General features: G+C 44.2%; 16 protein-coding genes. All 16 read left to right on the plus strand.

The window, feature by feature from the left end:
• Positions 1–27 precede the first annotated feature (27 nt).
• The 16 genes from DWW90_RS11120 to dinD all read left to right on the plus strand — a co-directional run bounded on the left by DWW90_RS11120 (position 28) and on the right by dinD (position 17,009).
• Positions 28–1,593, plus strand: coding sequence for a lipopolysaccharide assembly protein LapB (locus DWW90_RS11120; protein ID WP_233547712.1), 1,566 nt, complete (start codon positions 28–30; stop codon positions 1,591–1,593).
• A gap of 3 nt (positions 1,594–1,596) precedes the next feature.
• The gene (locus DWW90_RS11125; RefSeq protein WP_122345020.1) at positions 1,597–2,754 is read left to right on the plus strand and encodes a 6-bladed beta-propeller; all 1,158 of its coding nucleotides are present in this window, start codon (positions 1,597–1,599) and stop codon (positions 2,752–2,754) included.
• A gap of 35 nt (positions 2,755–2,789) precedes the next feature.
• Entirely contained in the window at positions 2,790–3,962 is a 1,173-nt protein-coding gene (locus DWW90_RS11130; protein ID WP_122345021.1) for a 6-bladed beta-propeller, read from the plus strand.
• A 20-nt stretch (positions 3,963–3,982) separates the two neighbouring features.
• Positions 3,983–5,176, plus strand: coding sequence for a 6-bladed beta-propeller (locus tag DWW90_RS11135; protein WP_122345022.1), 1,194 nt, complete (start codon positions 3,983–3,985; stop codon positions 5,174–5,176).
• A gap of 8 nt (positions 5,177–5,184) precedes the next feature.
• Complete coding sequence (locus DWW90_RS11140) at positions 5,185–6,381, plus strand: 6-bladed beta-propeller (RefSeq protein ID WP_122345023.1); 1,197 nt, start codon at positions 5,185–5,187, stop codon at positions 6,379–6,381.
• 234 nt (positions 6,382–6,615) lie between these two features.
• Complete coding sequence (locus DWW90_RS11145) at positions 6,616–7,194, plus strand: ORF6N domain-containing protein (RefSeq protein WP_122345069.1); 579 nt, start codon at positions 6,616–6,618, stop codon at positions 7,192–7,194.
• Positions 7,195–7,216: 22 nt separating this feature from the next.
• Complete coding sequence (locus DWW90_RS11150) at positions 7,217–9,427, plus strand: patatin-like phospholipase family protein (protein ID WP_199662192.1); 2,211 nt, start codon at positions 7,217–7,219, stop codon at positions 9,425–9,427.
• A 19-nt stretch (positions 9,428–9,446) separates the two neighbouring features.
• Complete coding sequence (locus DWW90_RS11155; RefSeq protein WP_115498887.1) at positions 9,447–10,121, plus strand: DUF2461 domain-containing protein; 675 nt, start codon at positions 9,447–9,449, stop codon at positions 10,119–10,121.
• Positions 10,122–10,274: 153 nt separating this feature from the next.
• Complete coding sequence (sppA, locus tag DWW90_RS11160; RefSeq protein ID WP_122345025.1) at positions 10,275–12,050, plus strand: signal peptide peptidase SppA; 1,776 nt, start codon at positions 10,275–10,277, stop codon at positions 12,048–12,050.
• 156 nt (positions 12,051–12,206) lie between these two features.
• Positions 12,207–12,872 carry a DUF2975 domain-containing protein gene (locus tag DWW90_RS11165; RefSeq protein WP_115498889.1) on the plus strand — a complete coding sequence of 222 codons (666 nt, stop codon included), beginning with the start codon at positions 12,207–12,209 and terminating at the stop codon, positions 12,870–12,872.
• Between the two features lie 12 nt (positions 12,873–12,884).
• Positions 12,885–13,526: a DUF2975 domain-containing protein gene (locus tag DWW90_RS11170; protein ID WP_122345026.1), complete on the plus strand. Its 642-nt coding sequence runs from the start codon at positions 12,885–12,887 to the stop codon at positions 13,524–13,526.
• Positions 13,527–13,537: 11 nt separating this feature from the next.
• Positions 13,538–14,338, plus strand: a complete 801-nt coding sequence (locus DWW90_RS11175; protein ID WP_122345027.1) for a CPBP family intramembrane glutamic endopeptidase — start codon at positions 13,538–13,540, stop codon at positions 14,336–14,338.
• Between the two features lie 5 nt (positions 14,339–14,343).
• Positions 14,344–15,171: a CPBP family intramembrane glutamic endopeptidase gene (locus DWW90_RS11180; RefSeq protein ID WP_122345028.1), complete on the plus strand. Its 828-nt coding sequence runs from the start codon at positions 14,344–14,346 to the stop codon at positions 15,169–15,171.
• Between the two features lie 3 nt (positions 15,172–15,174).
• Positions 15,175–15,387 (plus strand): helix-turn-helix transcriptional regulator, encoded by a 213-nt coding sequence (locus DWW90_RS11185; RefSeq protein WP_115498893.1) that lies wholly within the window; start codon positions 15,175–15,177, stop codon positions 15,385–15,387.
• 188 nt (positions 15,388–15,575) lie between these two features.
• Positions 15,576–15,986, plus strand: a complete 411-nt coding sequence (locus DWW90_RS11190) for a DUF3836 domain-containing protein (RefSeq protein WP_115498894.1) — start codon at positions 15,576–15,578, stop codon at positions 15,984–15,986.
• Between the two features lie 159 nt (positions 15,987–16,145).
• Positions 16,146–17,009, plus strand: coding sequence for a DNA damage-inducible protein D (gene dinD, locus DWW90_RS11195; RefSeq protein ID WP_122345029.1), 864 nt, complete (start codon positions 16,146–16,148; stop codon positions 17,007–17,009).
• The last annotated feature ends 85 nt before the right edge of the window (positions 17,010–17,094 follow it).

Consider the following 17,094-nt stretch of genomic DNA (forward strand, 5'->3'; position numbering starts at 1 on the left):
TATCTAAACATTAAATCGATAGACAATATGGAAAAGCAGATTCAAACGATACGGAAGCGGGTAGTGGTTTGGATGTGCCTGGCCCTTTGCTCGCTGTCTGTTTTCGGACAGGAACAGATCCCGACACTCCAGGAATTGGTGAACCGTAAACAGTTTGCTGCTGCCGTGGCGCGTGCCGGAAGCCTTACGCCGGCTGACTCGGCCGACTATGCTACGATGTCTGCTATCGGACAAGCCTATGAGGGCCTGCTTCAATATAGGGATGCGTATGCCTGTTATCAATATTGTTATCGGATGGATACGACGAGTTATGATGCCCTGAGTTCCGTTGCACGTATGGCTATGAATTTAGGGAAGGCTTCTGTCGCGCAGGATTGTTTTCAGAAAGTGTTGCAGAACGACAGTACGGACTTCTTTGCCAATTACCAGTTAGGCCGCCTGTATGTCCAGTTGGGTGATTATGAGAATGCGATCCGCCGCTTCGATGTTTTGCGGAATCAGGATACTGCGGTTGTGAATCCTGTCATCTACCGGAATCTTGCAGACTGCTATATGAAGATTAATGCGATCGATTCGGCTACGATCTGCTATTTCCAGGCGCATGATGCCAACCGGGAGAATGCCGGTCTTGCCAGTGCTTTGGTCAACTGCCTGCTCCGGCAGGGAGGGCCAAATGTGTTGGATGCCATTGAGGTATGCGACACAGCTCTGTATTATAATCCCGGAAACCATGCTCTGATGGGAAACAAGGCGATGGCCTATTATATGAATAAAAACTATGAGGAGGCAGACTCCATTTATGAAGTCTTGCTGGCGGAGAAAGACTCTTCCTTCTTTACGTTGAAGTATGGCGGTGCGGCCCGTTATCTGTCCGAACGCGCTTTCGACGCAATCCCGTTGCTCGAGAAAGCTTACTTGAAAGATACGGCGGATGTGGAAACGACCTTGCTTTTAGGGGCGGCCTTAGGAAAGACATATGACCGGAAGCGTGCCCTCGAACTGTTTGACCGGGCGGAGCAGTTGATGCGTCCGAATGAAGCGTTGGCCAATATGTTGCTGTTTTCCCGTGGTGAGACTTTATGGGCCGACGGGCAGGGATATAAGGCGGATGCCATGTTCTATAAAGCCTGGCTGGAAAATAAGGATCGCCTCGATTTGCTGTTCCGTATTGACCGGCAGTATGGTAATTGGGGAGTGGTAGATTACGGAACTGACGAGCGGAAGTCACGCGCTTTGTTTATCAAGAACCTTTTCCTGAACGAGTGTTTCCGTACCCGTCGTAAGACAGAAGGTATCCATGCCTACCGGAGATTCCTGCAATATATGTATGAAGAGGCCTTCTTCCAGAATAAAAAAGAACTGGTAATGATTGCCCCTAATGGAAAAAGGAGCAAACTGGCCGTTGAAGACTTAAAGACATTAATCGACCGCCTGCCGGAAATCCCCGCCAATGAGAAAAAGTTTATGGACGAAATGGATGCCGCAATCAAGAAATCCCGTGAAATGAAAAAGAACGGCCAGACGGACACCGCCCTTTTCAACGCAGGCAGAAAAGCTGTACAGAAAGCAGAACAAGAGGGTAATACTGAATGAATTATGAAGAAACTGCCCTATATCCTGTTTGCTGCAATTGCACTATTAAGTAGTTGCTACGGAGTTAAAAGCGATAAGCCTGAAGCAGCCGGTGAAAGCAACGAACGGGCTGCTCTTTCGCCTCCTTATTCGATTTACTTGGAAAAGACTCTGTCGGAGGTCGAGCCTGTAAATCTGTCGGAGATTGCAGGCGGTATCAAGTATGTTCCTTTGGAAACTTCTGCGAATTGCCTGTTGAAGCGGGTTCATGAATTTACTTTTTCCGGCAACACATTTCTGGTGAGTGACTTCGCTAACTTGTTTCAATATGATGATCAAGGTAAATTCATAAAGAAGATAGGGCAGAAAGGAACCGGGCCAAAAGATTATGTGTTTGTCAATTCGGTTCTCAATGATGACAGGCGGGGGATATCGAATGTCTTTACAAGCGGGAAGGTAAATGTCTATGACAGGGATATGACCTATTTGAGGTCGTGGCGTTTGGTGGAGCGTTATTATAGTGGGCTGGTAACTCCTTGGGGAAACTATCTGATGTATTTAAGCAGTTCATTCAGGCTGGTTGGTGATACCTCCACCGTTTATTCGTTTGCCGAAATTGACACATCCGGCCATGTGATCCGGAAAATACCGAATCCTTCCCCTATTGAATCAACCTATCATGGGATGATTTATGCCCCTATCCCTTTGTACAAGCATAAAGATGTTGTCCGATATATGGATTACGGAAACGATACGTTGTTTACACTTTCCAAAGGCGGGGACAGAAGCCCTTATGCCATTTGCCATTTAGGAACGATGAAACGCGTGGTCGATACGCACGGCTTTAATCCGCAACAGATGGATGAGCTGGCATCCAAAGTGTTGATGGAGAATATTTGTGAAGACGACGAGTATCTGTACCTGACTCTCCGATGGGGTGTCACGGAGAAAGTGCAGTATATTCTTTTCAATAAACGCAACGGTGGGATAAAGAATGTCGGTAGTGACGGTTTGAAGAACGATGTGGATGGTGGTATCCCTTTCTTTCCCCAGTTTATAAAAGAGGATGGTACAAAGGTGATGTATGTGTCAGCAGAAGACTTTATAGAGAAGGTGCCATCTACAGATTTATCCTCCGGGCTGCAAATGGATGATAACCCGGTATTCATTATGGCCAAGTGATTAAGAAACAATTAAACAACAAATAAACACATTGCATGAGACACTGTTTCCTTCTACATATCAGCCTAATATTATTTCTGTTGGTGAATTGTCTTTCATCGCAGGCGCAAACGATAATCCCTTTTGCCAAAGGAATTGAGACGAAAAAGGAGATTAGGTTAAGTGAGGTTGCTTCTGGTATCAAATATATTCCATTGGAGACAACTGCAGAGTCTTTGTTGGGACAAGATATTTTGGATGTTACTTTTGTCGGAGGTTATCTGTTTGTCTGCGATTATGGCAAGGTGTTTCAGTTTACACCGGAAGGTAAATTTGTCCGCCAGATAGGAAGAGTGGGGCAAGGACCGGGTGAATATAACCAAAGCGTTTTGGCTGTAGCCTATGATGCCGCAAAGAAACAGATATTCTTGAGCGATATGCGGCAGGGGAAAGTGCTGGTCTATTCTTTTGACGGGACGTTTATAAAAGATATAAAGACGGAAGTGGGGGCGACAAGTCCTTATGTGGATGCGGCCGGAAACTTATTTACAATGTCAAGCGAATATCTTCATTCCAAAGACCGGAAGGGAGATGACTTATTTGTTTATAATCAGGATGGAAAACGATTGTATGGCTTGCCGTTCCATTTTGAAAAGGGGAAAAGTTATCCCGGAATCGTGTTTGTTCCGGCTATACTCTATCCGTATGATGGTAATCTCTTTTATAAGAATCCGTTGGAATCGACAATCTTCCGCTTGGATGGAAAGAAAAAGGTGCCGGTCTACAAGTTGGATTTGTCACAGTATGAGAAACTATCCGCAGAAGAAGAGAAACTTTTATTAGATACCAAAAACAAAGCAGGCACCGCCCTTTCGAATGAAAAGAAGTTTTATTTCTATACCCTTATGGAAACCGGTAAGCAGATGGGGATTTATTATGCGCAGGAAGATGAACGTCGTTTTGCCTGGTATGACAAGCAAACCGGGAAAGTCTGCCGTGTCCGTTCTCCTCATGCCGATAAGGATGGCTTTACGGATGATCTGGAAGGGGGCTGCCCGGTGATGCCTTATTTCCTGCGGGATGGTAAGCTGATAGGTGTTGTTCCTGCCTCCGTCTTGCTGGATAAGGTAAAGCCCGGTCAGGCAAAAGGTTCTTTAAAGCAGGTGATAGAAGATTTGATGGAAGATGATAATCAAGTGTTGCAAGTCATTACATTAAACACTAAATGATAATTTAATAATACATATTTATGACATACAAGCCCTTATTTCTAATAGGTTTGGCTTTCCCCCTTTTTTCATGTGGAGGTAACAAACAGGCGGAGCAACCGGAAGAAGCGGAAGCCCGGGTTTTAGAATATCCGGTCACGATCTCTTTTGATAAAGGGATCGAGACGGAGCGCGAAGTGCTGTTAAGTGAGATCGCCAAAGAGGTAAAGATCGTGCCTCTGGAAACAAGACCGGAGTGTCTGGTTGCCAAAGTGAACAGGGGAATGATTCAGATGGTGGACCATAATTTGTTTATTCCGTGCAGCGAAGGCTTGTTGCAGTTTACGGATGACGGGAAGTTTGTCCGTTCGGTTGCAAAACGGGGGCAAGGGCCGGGAGAATACAATATGATTCGCCATATCGCAGTGAGTGACCGGTTGAAACAGGTCTATCTGATGGATCACGGAAAGGTTCATTCCTATTCGTTGGATGGTACATTTCTGAAGGAGAGCCAGATCCCTTTTTGCTGGCAGTTCACTTTGTTGGGAGACAGCATTTATGCAGGTTATATTTATAATAATACAGGTCAGAAGAAAGATCGCCTGATCTTGGTCGACCAGAAAGGTAATACCTTGAAGTCTTTCCCTCAATACGATCAGTTTACGATCGAGAGCGGGCTGAACTATTATTTGTGGGGGCGTTATGACCGTTATGTTTATTCCTATAAAGACGAGGCTTGTTGTAAGGAATATTATAATGACACAGTCTTTACAATTACCCCGGAAGAACTCCAACCGCGTTATATTCTGGAATTAGGAAAGCATAAGATTCCGAAGGAAAGACGTTTCGAACTGTTGGAAGGAAACTGGCAGGCTTATTCCGAACCGGCGCGCGCTTATCTGCGTCCGGATTTCTTGGAAACTTCTCAATGGGTGTTTCTCCCTTATACAACTTGGGATGTGACCAATAAAGACGAGCGTCCTCAATTGGCGATGTATAATAAGAAAACTGGAGAATGCTATAAGGTGAAAGACGGGCAGATCAGGAATGACATGCAAGGCGGAGTTTCTTTCTATCCGGCTGTCTGTGTGGCAGATGATGTCCTGCTCTATTATTGGGAAGCCTCCGAACTTTTGGATTTGGCGGAAAGCATTCCCGCTATCCGGCAAAATGAACAATTGAAGAAACTAAAGGATGACGATAATCCTGTGGTGATGTTGGTAACATTAAAATAAGAATAGCTATGTGTAAGCATTTATTTCTAATTAGCCTGGCGTTCTCTCTTTTTGCCTGTGGTGGAAAGCAGACCGAACAACAGCCGGTGGCCGAAGTGAAACCGGTAGAACCGGAGTATCCCATAGCTGTTCCGTTTGAAGCGGGAGTCGGTGTGGAACGGGAAATGAAACTGAGCGATATTGCCGACTCGGTACGGTATATTCCGTTGGAGACGAAAGATAATTGCCTGATTGATTTTATTAATTCGGGTACTGTGGTTAAAACCGGTAAATATTGGTTTGTATCGAGTAATACAGTGTTATACCAATATACGTTAGACGGGAAATTTATCCGGACGATCGGTTCACGAGGCGGAGGCCCCGGACAATTCAATTATTTCCAGCAAGTCGACGTAAATGAAGACTCCGGGTTGGTCTTTATGCTGACGACTTCCGGGAAGATAAATGTGTATAATATGGAGACGGGGAAGTTTCTTTATGATATAAAGACGCCCGACAGAGATCCGGCTCAGTTTGCCATGTTGAATGATAGCCTGGTCGCGACCTTTATGCTTAACAGCAGTGGGCAACAGAAAGAGCGTATTCATATCTCGAACCCGAAATGTGAGATATTGAATACCTTTTACCGTTCCGATTTGTTTGAGATGAAAAGCGGAATCCGGAGGTTAATGATGAGTGGAATTGACCGATATATATTCCATTATGATGGCAAGGTTTGTTATAAAGAGTTTTATTGTGATACCCTGTTTGTTGTTACTAAGGATGAACTCCAACCGCGTTATATCATTGATCTGGGTAAATATTCCATTCCTCTCGACTGCCGGATGGAAGTATGTGATGGAGATTGGAAAACGTATGCCACAGTCGCAGCCCCTTATATCCGCAACCAGGTGATTGAAACGGATTCTCTGCTTTTCATGCCTTATAATTATTGGGCGGGAGAGAGAACCCGTCACATGGTGCTTTATGACAAAAAAGCGAAGGAATGTTTTTCCATCCCGGGCGGTTATATAAAGAATGACTTTCCCGGTGCCTTGCCTTTGCGCCCGGCGACATCTCTGGATAAGAACCTTCTGCTCTCGGTTTGGGAGGTTGAAGAGATCATGAAAGAGGCAGAAAAGAATCCCGCTGTATTGGATCATCCCCAATTGAAGAAATTGACAGAGGATGATAATCCGGTATTGATGTTGGTCTATTTGAAATAAGTAATTTTATTAACCCGGCACAGACTCGGCATTTAATACATTTCTATATCCTTCGTCACTATTGGGCAGTTCGCGAACTGCCCCTACAAAGCCTGTCCATGAATTAGTGGATGGGGAGCTTTGGGTTAGTTTCTCCTTTGGGAAGAGATAGTTTATGCAAATTCATCTTTTAGTACTCCTGCTACTTGTGTACTAACGAAATGATGAGTATGTTTGTAAAATATAAATATGACTATGGAATTAGCTATTATACAGAATAGAATATATGATATTAGGGGGCAGAAAGTCATGATTGATAGAGATCTGGCAGAGCTTTATCAGGTGGAAACAAGGCGATTGAATGAAGCTGTCAAAAGAAATATCAAACGTTTCCCCTCTGATTTTATGTTTCAACTGACTAAAGGAGAGTTTGAAAGTTTGATGTCGCAATTTGCGACATCAAATAGAGGTGGAACCCGTAAACTCCCATTTGCGTTTACAGAACAAGGTTTAGCTATGCTATCGGGTGTCTTGAACAGTGATGTAGCTATAGAGGTGAATATCTCCATTATGCGTGCTTTTGTTGCCATCCGTCGCACGATGGTTATGTCCCCGGATAATGATATTAAAAGGCTACAGAATGAGATGAAAGAATTGAAGGAATATATAGAAGATGTATTTACTGATTATAATGATATAAATGATGACACAAGAGTGCAATTGGAACTTATAAATCAGGCGATTGCACAGTTGCAAGGGCGAGGACGGTTTCCTGAAACTCATAAGCCGGTAGGATATGATGTTATATTGAAAGAAATAGAAAAAAGTAAATAAGATTGCTTCAAGATTTGCAATGATGAAGAAATTCCTGTCTCTTTTGCTTATGTTTCTGCTTGTGTGGCCTGCGATGGCGGGGGAGCGCAAGAAGGTTGCTGTCGTGTTGGGCGGTGGCGGGGCAAAAGGTGTGGCGCATATCGGGGTGTTGAAAGTTCTGGAGGAAGCGGGCATACCGGTTGATATTGTGACTGGGACCAGTATGGGAGCGATTGTCGGCGGACTATACGCGATCGGATATAGCCCGGATGAGATTAAAGAGATGGTGGAGTCGCAGGACTGGCCGATGCTGCTTAGCGATAAGGTGAAGCGCAGCCACCTGTTTTTTCCCGAAAAGGAGAAAGCTGAACGATATATCCTTTCCCTGCCTTTCGGACGTGAAAAGAAAGACCGTGTGATCGATGGTGTGGTAAAGGGACAAAACTTGCAAAACCTGTTTTCCGACCTGACGATGGGTTACCATGACTCGGTTGATTTCAATACCTTCCAGATACCTTTTGCCTGTGTGGCCGTAGATATGGTCAGCGGCAAAGACTATGTGTTTCACGGAGGCAGCCTTCCGCTTGCCATGCGTGCCAGTATGGCGATTCCGGCGGTCTTTACCCCGGTACGGCTGGATAGTATGGTGCTTGTCGACGGAGGATTGAATAACAACTATCCGGTGGATGTCGCGCTTGCGATGGGGGCCGATATCATTATTGGCGTAGACCTGGCAACCAGCGATCTGCGTACCTTCGACCGTTTGCATTCGCCCGGCGATATCGTGACACAGATCATCGCTTTGCATGGCTATGACAAATATGCCCGTAATCGTGACCGGACGGACTTGCTTTTCCGGCCGGATATGGAGCCGTATCGCTCGGCCAGCTTTACAACAGCCGCCCTCGACACGATGATGCGGCGGGGAGAGATGGATGCCCGCCGCCGTTGGGACGAGATCATCGCCTTGAAACAGAAGATCGGCCTTCCGGATGATTATACGCCTCCCATTTTGGCCTCCCGGCAGAAACACCGCCCGGTCCTCCCTGCCGATACGTTCAATATCCGTCATATCCGTTTTGATGGCGCTGATCCGCGGGATATCGGTTGGTTGCACCGCATCTGTGCTTTGAAAGAGAACAGCCGTATCACGTTGAAAGAGCTTCGGAAGGCTATGTCCGTATTGGTCGGTACAAATGCTTATGCGTATGTGAATTATAAGCTGACAGGCGAGGACCAACAGGATCTTGTCCTGACATTGCAGCCGAAATCGGAAAGCTCGGTCAACTTGGGAGTACGCTTCGACACGGAAGAGATTATCGGGGTACTGCTCAACGCTACTTATCATCAAGGCAAGCGGAATCATTCGCGGTTTGCCTTTACCGGGCGTGTGGGGAGCAAGATTTCTTCGGCCAGGCTGGACTATTCGATTGAGCGTTCCCCGCTCCGCAACTTCAACCTGTCCTACAAATTCAGCTATAACAATCTGGATATTTATGAAAAGGGGGATAAGCGGTTCAACACGACCTATACGCACCATCTGGCCGAGTTCGCCTATTCGGATATGAACTGGTTGAGCTTCAAGATTCAAGCCGGGCTCCGGTATGAGTATTTCAATTATAACTCATTCCTTTATACGGGAAACAGCGAGCAGTATGATGTGCGCCCGGAGAGCTTCCTGAGTTATTTTGCTACGGCACACCTCGAGACGTTCGACCGGCGTTATTTCCCGAACAAGGGCGTGTCCTTAGAGGCGGATTATTCACTCTATACGGATAACTTTGTGGGGTATAACGGCAGTTCTCCTTTCTCGGCTATCGGGTTGAAGTTTATGACGGTTTGCCCCATCAGTTCGCGTCTGAGTCTTTTGCCGGCGCTTTACGGCCGTGTCCTGATCGGCGGAAACACGGCTTATCCGTTTTTGAATGCGGTAGGCGGTGAGACGTTTGGACGCTATTTGCCGCAGCAGTTGCCTTTTGCAGGCATTAGCCATATGGAGATATTGGACAATTCGGTTGTCGTCGCTCGTTTACAGTTGCGGCAACGTATTGCCGGGAATAATTATATCACTTTGACCGGTGACTATGGCATCCATAACGGTGACTTTTTCCATTTACTGCAAGGAAAAAGCCTTTGGGGAGGCAGCTTGGGATATGCCTATAACAGCATAGCCGGACCGCTGAGTGCGACGTTCGGGATGTCTAACCGCAACTCGAGCTTGCAGTTTTATATGAATTTAGGATTTATGTTTTAACGATATAATATATAAAGGTATGAATGCAGAAATAATACAATTCCTGACGGAACTGCGTCAGAACAATAACCGTGAATGGTTCCAGGCAAATAAGGATCGTTATGATGCTCTTCGCAAAGGCTTTATCGACGAAGTCCAACAATTGATCAACCGGATTGCCCTGTTCGATCCGGAGGTTGCCGGGTTGGAGGCGAAAGATTGCCTGTTCCGTATTTACCGGGATATCCGCTTCTCTCCGAATAAGACTCCTTACAAAACGCATTTTGCGGCCTATATTGCCTCTTGCGGTGGCCGCGGTAGTGAACGGGCGGGCTATTATATCCATCTCGAACCGGGTGGCTGCCTGCTTTCGGGCGGTGTCTGGTGTCCGCCGCCGGCTTTGTTGAAGGCGCTTCGCAAGGATATTTATGAGAATATAGAGGATTTTGTGGCGATCATGGAGAAGCCGGCTTTCAAGAAAGTATATCCGGTGATGGAAGGCGAAGTCCTGAAGCGTATGCCTGCCGGCTATCCTTCCGATTTCAAATACGATGAAATCCTTCGGCATAAAGATTTTAGTGTCGTCTCTTACAAACCGGACGAATTCTTCTTCGCCTCCGACTGGATGGATAAAGCGGTTGCCGATTTCAAATTGTTGCACCCGTTCAACCAGTTCCTCAATTATACGGTGGATGAGTACGCTGGAAGGGTCTGACGTGAGTTTTTCAATATATATTTTATGTGTTTCGTAATATTTTTATCGAAAAACGATAAAAAAGTTTGGTAGTCTCGGAAATAATATATTCTTTTGCATATCGAATAACGATAAATATTATTTGAGAAACAAACTACAAACAGATAAAACATTATGAAACAGTTCTTCAAAACAGTATTTGCATCCACGCTGGGCGTGCTGATTGCGCTGGGAATCGTAACGATGGGTTCCATTTTCTTTTTCATCGGAGTAGCAGCCAGCTCTGGTGGTTCTACTGAATACAAACCGAGTAAGAACACGGTGTTCAAACTTTCTTTGAACGGTATTTTGGTAGAGCAGTCGGTTAAGAATCCTTTTTCCGAACTGATGGGCGAGAGCAGTGGCCAGTTGGCTGTGCCGGATGTGATCAAAGCGATCCGTCGTGCAAAAGCGAATGATAATATCAAAGGTATCTATCTGGAAGCCGGTTCCCTTTCTTCCGGTTTTGCCGGAGTTGAGGCAATCCGCCGCGAACTGGAAGACTTCAAGAGTAGCGGTAAGTTTATCGTTTCTTATGGCGACTTTTATACACAAGGCTCCTACTATCTGTGTAGCGTAGCAGACTCTATATTCTTGAATCCGCAGGGAAGTGTTTCGCTTGTCGGGCTTGCTTCACAAGGTATTTTCTATACTGGCCTTGCCGAAAAGATCGGAGTTGAGCATTATATCTTTAAGGTTGGAACTTATAAAAGTGCAGTGGAACCTTATTTTCTAAAGAAGTTCAGCGACGCTAACCGCGAACAGCTTACTTCTCTTCTGGGCAGTGTTTGGGGAAATATGACATCTGCAATTGAAAAGAGCCGCAATATCTCTTCCGACGAATTGAACCGTTACCTGAATGAAGGTTTAGCAACGGGACAGGCAACGAATGCCGTAGATTATAAGTTGGCCGACAAACTTTGCTACCGCTATGAAGTGGAAAATGCAGTAAAGGAAATGGCCGGACAGGACGTGAAAGGCAAGCTGAAGACAGCCGGTGTTGATAAAGTCGCTTCAATCAAAGTCAAAGAAAAAGACAGTAAGAATAAGATTGCAATCCTCTATGCCGAAGGTGAAATCAGGGACGAAGATTCTTCTTCTCCTTTCGGTGCAAACGAACAGGTTATTTCCGAAGAAATGGCAAAGAAATTGCGTAAGCTGAAAGATGACGATGATGTGAAAGCTGTTGTATTTCGCGTAAATTCTCCGGGCGGTAGCGCGTATATCTCCGAACAGATATGGAAAGAGGTTGTTGAGCTGAAAGCAAAGAAGCCGATCGTTGTTTCGATGAGCAATTATGCTGCTTCCGGCGGATATTATATTTCTTGTGCTGCAAACAAGATCATTGCCGAACGTACGACACTGACCGGTTCAATAGGCGTGTTCGGCGTAGTCCGCAACTTTACCGGAACATTTGACAAGCTGGGTGTTACAACCGATATCGTGAAAACCAATACATATGCCGACCTGGGCGATTTCACCCGTCCGATGCGTGAAGATGAAAAAGCATTGATCCAGCGTGGTGTTGAACAAACATATGATCTGTTCCTGACTCGTTGCGCCGATGGCCGCGGTATGACAAAGGCAGAGATCGATTCAATCGGACAAGGCCGTGTCTGGACAGGCGAACAGGCTTTGGAAAGAGGTCTGGTCGATAAGTTAGGCGGTATGGATGATGCTATTAAAGAAGCTGCTTCTTTAGCTGAACTGACTGATTATTCCGTAACGGTTGCCGACGGCCCGAAAGATTTCTTCACTAAGTTTATGGAGAAGAAGATGGACGAAGTAAAGGTTTCGATGGTTAAGTCTGTTATGGGCGAAGAACAATTCAATCTCTACTCCACTATCCAGAGAGCAAAAACGGAATCCGGTGTTATTGCCCGTATGCCGTTTGATATAAAAGGTTTATAATAAAACATAGGGGATGCGTCCTCCTTGTCCCCGCGCTTGACGCGGGGCCGCAAAGGAACAGGCTTCATCGTACGGTTCGTTCTGATGTGATCCCGCGTCAAGCGCGGGAACGAGGGACTTTTGGCACACCCTTTTCTAATAAAAAGGCTATAGGTTATGAAAAAGCAATTAAATCTGATCTGTGTATTGATATTTTTCTTTGTCGGGCTGTCTTTAGTGCCGACCATCTACTCGATGGGCAACGCTTTTGTGGATGGTTTCAAGGTTGGAATGTCGCAAGTGGAAGAGGCTCACAAGCAAGGAGCAACAAATATCACGACGGAAATAATGAGTCCGCTGGCTCTTAATTTATGGCCGAAGTCTTTGGCTGCCACTTCTGATAAGGTCTTTAATCAGAAGGATCAGGAGTGGTATCCGGCTTCGCATATCAAAACGTTGGTTTGGGCAAAAACCAAAGATACTGGGTTTACACAGTTCGGTAGTTTCCTTGTCTTGATCGGCCTGTTCTTTATCGTGAAAGCAATCACCCAGTTCTATAAACTGATCAATGCGATTAACCATGAAGTGATATTCGACTGGGTGAATGTACGCCGCTTGAACTGCATCGGCCGCAACCTGCTGATCTCCTTTGTGCTGACACAGGCTTATATGTTGATGAACTATTGGGCTGCCGCCCGCCTTTTCGAACTGGAAGGCTATGAGCATAATTTCTGGTGTGACTTCCAGTCAATGACGCTGATTATGGGATTGATCGCTTTGTTGGTAGGCCGTATTTTCGCAATCGGCCTGAAGATGAAGGAGGAACAGGAGTTGACAATTTAAAGGAGATGTGAAATGAAAAATAGTATTCGGTTGTTTTGCATCCTGTTAGGTGTCTGCTATATTTTGTCTATCGGCAATGGTTTTCTGGAATTTGCGGAAGGATGGTCGGAGGCTTCACATGATGTGATTGAGCAGAAAGATGGTGAGGAGATACATCGAGTGAATCTGGACCTGAAGCCGTTGGCTGGTAATATCTTTCCGGATACATTACAACTATCGTCCGGTGATAAGTATCCTTATCAGTTGAGTGCTGTTACCGTGGCGCATAAGACATCTGACACCTATCAGCTTGTTTCTGCACTTATGGGTTTTATCGGGACTCCGGTTATCTTGGGTTTAGGAGTTTGGGCTTTGTTGTCTTTTGCTTATTTTATCCGTGATGTACAGTTGCAGCAAATATTTATACGTCCGAACATCCGGAGGCTTCGTGTTATTTGTCTGGCACTGGTTCTGGTGGGTGTTTTGGAGAATTTGTTTTCCGGAGTCGATCATTATTTCTTGCTGAAGCAGAGTGGAATTGCTTTTCCGGGTTATTCGATAGCTGATTTCGCATTCAAATTCCGGACATTCTTTATTGCACTTTTGTTCGGCCTTTTTGCCGAAATATTTGCTTTGGGAGTTAAATTGAAAGAAGAACAGGAATTAACGGTTTAGGAGGAAGAAATATGAAAACGATTATTAAGTTAGTGCTGATTTATGTAGGATTTCAATTTCTTGGAGGATTGCTGGCTTTACCGGTGATGTTTTTCCTGGATAAAACCTATATGCTGGCGTTTGCGCTGATCTTGGCTTCTTTGATGATGATCTGGTATCTGTTTAAGAAGGACTATATACGTATAAACGAGTACACTTGGTCGATCCGGTCGGTTTCTGCGCTGTCATGGATGGTTGCCTATGGACTGGGTGCTTATTTCCTTGCTACTTGGTTGAACGAGCAGGTTGATTTGCCAAATGTGATGGAAGACCAGTTTATGGACTTGAGCTTTAATCCCTTGGGCGTTTTAGGCATCGTTGTATTAGGGCCGGTTGCAGAGGAATTGTTATTTCGTGGAGCGATATTGGGGTTCTTGCTGAAAAAGCTATCCTGGCGAAATGCGGTTTTGACTTCTGCATTAATATTTGGCATTATCCATATGAACCCGGCTCAGATACTTTATGCTTTTCTCTTGGGGATGGCGTTAGGCCGTATTTATTACAAAACCGGTAGCCTGCTGATTTGTATGATTATCCATGTGATGTTGAATGGAATCAGCACTGCACTTACAATCTGTTATCCGGATGCTCAGAGTCTTGGGGAGATGTCAGGTGTTGCGCCGGAAGGATGGTTCCTGTTAGTGGGTGCGCTTTTGCTGATTGGAGGTTCATATTATCTGAATCGAATGCGGGAACTTCCCTTTTGGAAAGATCCTGTATTGGCGGAGGAAACAGCCTCTGTAGAGTCAACTGACGAAGAATCAAAGGAGTAAGTGATATGGACAGAATTGTAAAACTACTGCTTGCTCAGATCGGGTTTGTATTTCTTGGGATTCTCTTGGGTATTCCTTTCTTCTTTTTTATGGAGGAATCTCTTGCTATAACCTATATGGCTATATCGGGGTTGCTTTTGGGCTGTTTGTTTTTTATCTGGTATATACTGTCGAAGAAGTATGTTCATTTCGACTCTTTGACCTGGTCATTCTGTTCAATGAAAGTAATCCTGCTGACAGTTATACTGAATATCGTGTTTTTCTATTTTGCGAGCGGACTGGATGGCTTGGGCAATTTCCTGGGCTATAAAGACCTGGATAAGCATTTGAATATCTTGAGGGATATCAGTCTGAATCCATTTGGACTTTGTGTCCTTATCTTAGTTAGTCCGGTCACTGAAGAGTTGTTGCATAGGGGAGCCATACTTAGCTCGTTGCTCGAGAAAAAAGACTTGGCGCCTAAATATGCGATTTTAATTTCAGCCTTGATATTCGGTGTTATTCACCCGGGACATAATATCTCTTTTTTCTTGTTCGGATTGCTTTGGGGATACCTTTATTACCGGTCCGGTAGTTTGGGGTTATGTGTTCTTTCAAATATGATTGTGACTGCTCTCTTGGCTTTGCTTGTAATTTATTACCCGGATAAACATTCTGTGTATGAAATGACAGGCGTAATGCCTTTTGCCGGGCTTCTCTCTCTAAGTGTAATAGTGTCTGCTGTCTGTATCTATTTCTTGAACCGAAGCTTGAAGGCCCCGGCTTGGCAAATCTCGGAAAAGACGGATGGTGAAATAGATAGTATCGTAACTAATGAAGAATCAAAGGAGTAAGATATGGCTATAATAGTGAATTTGGATGTGATGATGGCAAAACGGAAGATTGCTTTGGGCGATTTGGCTGATCGTATCGGCATAACTCCGGCAAATCTTTCGATTTTAAAGACGGGTAAAGCCAAAGCTATACGCTTTTCTACTCTTGAAGCAATCTGTAAGGAGCTTGATTGCCAACCGGCGGATATCCTCGAATTTAAGGAAGATGAATCCTGATTTAAGAAAGGAAATTCGTTCTTTTCTTACAATATGTAAGTTGATTTGTGATTGGAAAGCGGATAAAAGGTTGAATATTGTTAAATAAGCTATATTTACTGACAATATGTAAGTAAATTCTTGTTTGATTCCGGTTTGCTCTCTACCTTTGCACCGCAATTTGAAAGTAATCTTAAAGTAATAAATATATGAAAGCTTCAATTTTAAGTAAAAGCATTCTTGTTCTTGCAGTTATGTTTTTGTGTAATCTTGCAATGAGCGCAGCCTCTCCCAGAGAGTACATGTATGATACGAAGGAAGAGAATGGTAAAGTTATTTCAAAAGTCATTTTCTTAAATGATAATGGACTTTTGAGTAAGGAATTTAAATATGAGTTTTCTTATAACGAAAACGGCAAGGTGTCAGAGAAAACGGCATATCGCTGGAACGAGAGTAAGGAAACATGGGTCCCCTATTATCAGACAATTTATACATATAATGTAGAAACAGGGGAGATCAATACCACATATGGCATGTGGAATCAGAAAAAAAAGGATTTTAGCTTAAATGTCCAAAATCTTGTTGCCCCGGCAACAAGTTATAATGATATTTTTTCATAATACCTAAGTTAGAATATTTCATAGACACATCGTAAATGGCGCGAATAACAAAAGACGTGAGTCCCTGTTATTAGCGCCATTTTCATATTTAGCCGGAAATATATTTGTTTGCTACTTATTATCTGTATCTTTGTTCGAAACATTTAAATAACCATAGCTATGGACAAAGTAAGAATACAACAATTGTTGACCTCTTTTAATGGCATTACCCATTCTGTAAATAATGAAGATAATAGCGAGCAGATTGAAATCTGGTTTGCCCGCGAGTTGCAATCTATTCTGGGATATGCAAGATGGGAAAATTTTGAGGTAGCCATTCTTCGAGCTGTTGATTCATGTAAAGCTCAAGATATCAATGCGGATGACCATTTTCGTGAGGTCACGAAAATGGTCCGATTGGGAAGTGGAGCAAAACGTGAAGTGCAAGATTTTATGTTGACCCGTTATGCTTGTTACTTGGTGGCCCAAAATGGAGACCCAAAGAAAGAAGAAATAGCTTTTGCACAAAGTTATTTTGCGATCCAAACTCGTAAAGCTGAATTGATAGAAGAACGCTTGAATTTGTTGTCTCGTTTGGAGACAAGGGATAAATTGCGGGCAGCTGAAAAGCAATTATCTCAGAATATTTATGAGCGTGGAGTCGATGATAAAGGATTTGCCCAGATTCGTTCGAAAGGAGATACTGCCTTGTTTGGCGGATTTACAACGGAAGATATGAAATTGAAGCTTGGCGTGAAGGCCAGCCGACCTTTGGCAGACTTCTTACCGACACTTACTATTGCTGCGAAAAACTTGGCGACGGAAATGACGAATTACAATGTGGCAAGTAAAGATTTATATGGCGAACCATCTATAACGAAGGAACATGTTCAAAATAATTTGAGTGTGCGGGAAATGTTGGGGGCAAGAGGTATTAAACCGGAAGAGTTGCCTGTTGCGGAAGATATAAAGAAACTGGAGCGTAAAGTTGCTAAGGATGAAAAGTTAATGGAGAAAAATACGCCTAAACTACCGAAGGTATAATGTATTTCTAACTAATAACGCCGACCATTTTCGTGAGGTCACGAAAATGGTCGGCGTTATTGATTTTCAAGACAAGTGATCATTT

This window comes from Parabacteroides sp. AF17-28 (assembly GCF_003479205.1).
Classification (GTDB): domain Bacteria; phylum Bacteroidota; class Bacteroidia; order Bacteroidales; family Tannerellaceae; genus Parabacteroides; species Parabacteroides acidifaciens.

What these genes read in the sequence shown, in the direction of transcription:
- DWW90_RS11120 (WP_233547712.1), top strand. Translation starts at nt 28, where the DNA reads ATGGAAAAGCAGATTCAAACGATACGGAAGCGGGTAGTGGTTTGGATG.
- DWW90_RS11125 (WP_122345020.1), top strand. Translation starts at nt 1,597, where the DNA reads ATGAAGAAACTGCCCTATATCCTGTTTGCTGCAATTGCACTATTAAGT.
- DWW90_RS11130 (WP_122345021.1), top strand. Translation starts at nt 2,790, where the DNA reads ATGAGACACTGTTTCCTTCTACATATCAGCCTAATATTATTTCTGTTG.
- DWW90_RS11135 (WP_122345022.1), top strand. Translation starts at nt 3,983, where the DNA reads ATGACATACAAGCCCTTATTTCTAATAGGTTTGGCTTTCCCCCTTTTT.
- DWW90_RS11140 (WP_122345023.1), top strand. Translation starts at nt 5,185, where the DNA reads ATGTGTAAGCATTTATTTCTAATTAGCCTGGCGTTCTCTCTTTTTGCC.
- DWW90_RS11145 (WP_122345069.1), top strand. Translation starts at nt 6,616, where the DNA reads ATGGAATTAGCTATTATACAGAATAGAATATATGATATTAGGGGGCAG.
- DWW90_RS11150 (WP_199662192.1), top strand. Translation starts at nt 7,217, where the DNA reads ATGAAGAAATTCCTGTCTCTTTTGCTTATGTTTCTGCTTGTGTGGCCT.
- DWW90_RS11155 (WP_115498887.1), top strand. Translation starts at nt 9,447, where the DNA reads ATGAATGCAGAAATAATACAATTCCTGACGGAACTGCGTCAGAACAAT.
- sppA (WP_122345025.1), top strand. Translation starts at nt 10,275, where the DNA reads ATGAAACAGTTCTTCAAAACAGTATTTGCATCCACGCTGGGCGTGCTG.
- DWW90_RS11165 (WP_115498889.1), top strand. Translation starts at nt 12,207, where the DNA reads ATGAAAAAGCAATTAAATCTGATCTGTGTATTGATATTTTTCTTTGTC.
- DWW90_RS11170 (WP_122345026.1), top strand. Translation starts at nt 12,885, where the DNA reads ATGAAAAATAGTATTCGGTTGTTTTGCATCCTGTTAGGTGTCTGCTAT.
- DWW90_RS11175 (WP_122345027.1), top strand. Translation starts at nt 13,538, where the DNA reads ATGAAAACGATTATTAAGTTAGTGCTGATTTATGTAGGATTTCAATTT.
- DWW90_RS11180 (WP_122345028.1), top strand. Translation starts at nt 14,344, where the DNA reads ATGGACAGAATTGTAAAACTACTGCTTGCTCAGATCGGGTTTGTATTT.
- DWW90_RS11185 (WP_115498893.1), top strand. Translation starts at nt 15,175, where the DNA reads ATGGCTATAATAGTGAATTTGGATGTGATGATGGCAAAACGGAAGATT.
- DWW90_RS11190 (WP_115498894.1), top strand. Translation starts at nt 15,576, where the DNA reads ATGAAAGCTTCAATTTTAAGTAAAAGCATTCTTGTTCTTGCAGTTATG.
- dinD (WP_122345029.1), top strand. Translation starts at nt 16,146, where the DNA reads ATGGACAAAGTAAGAATACAACAATTGTTGACCTCTTTTAATGGCATT.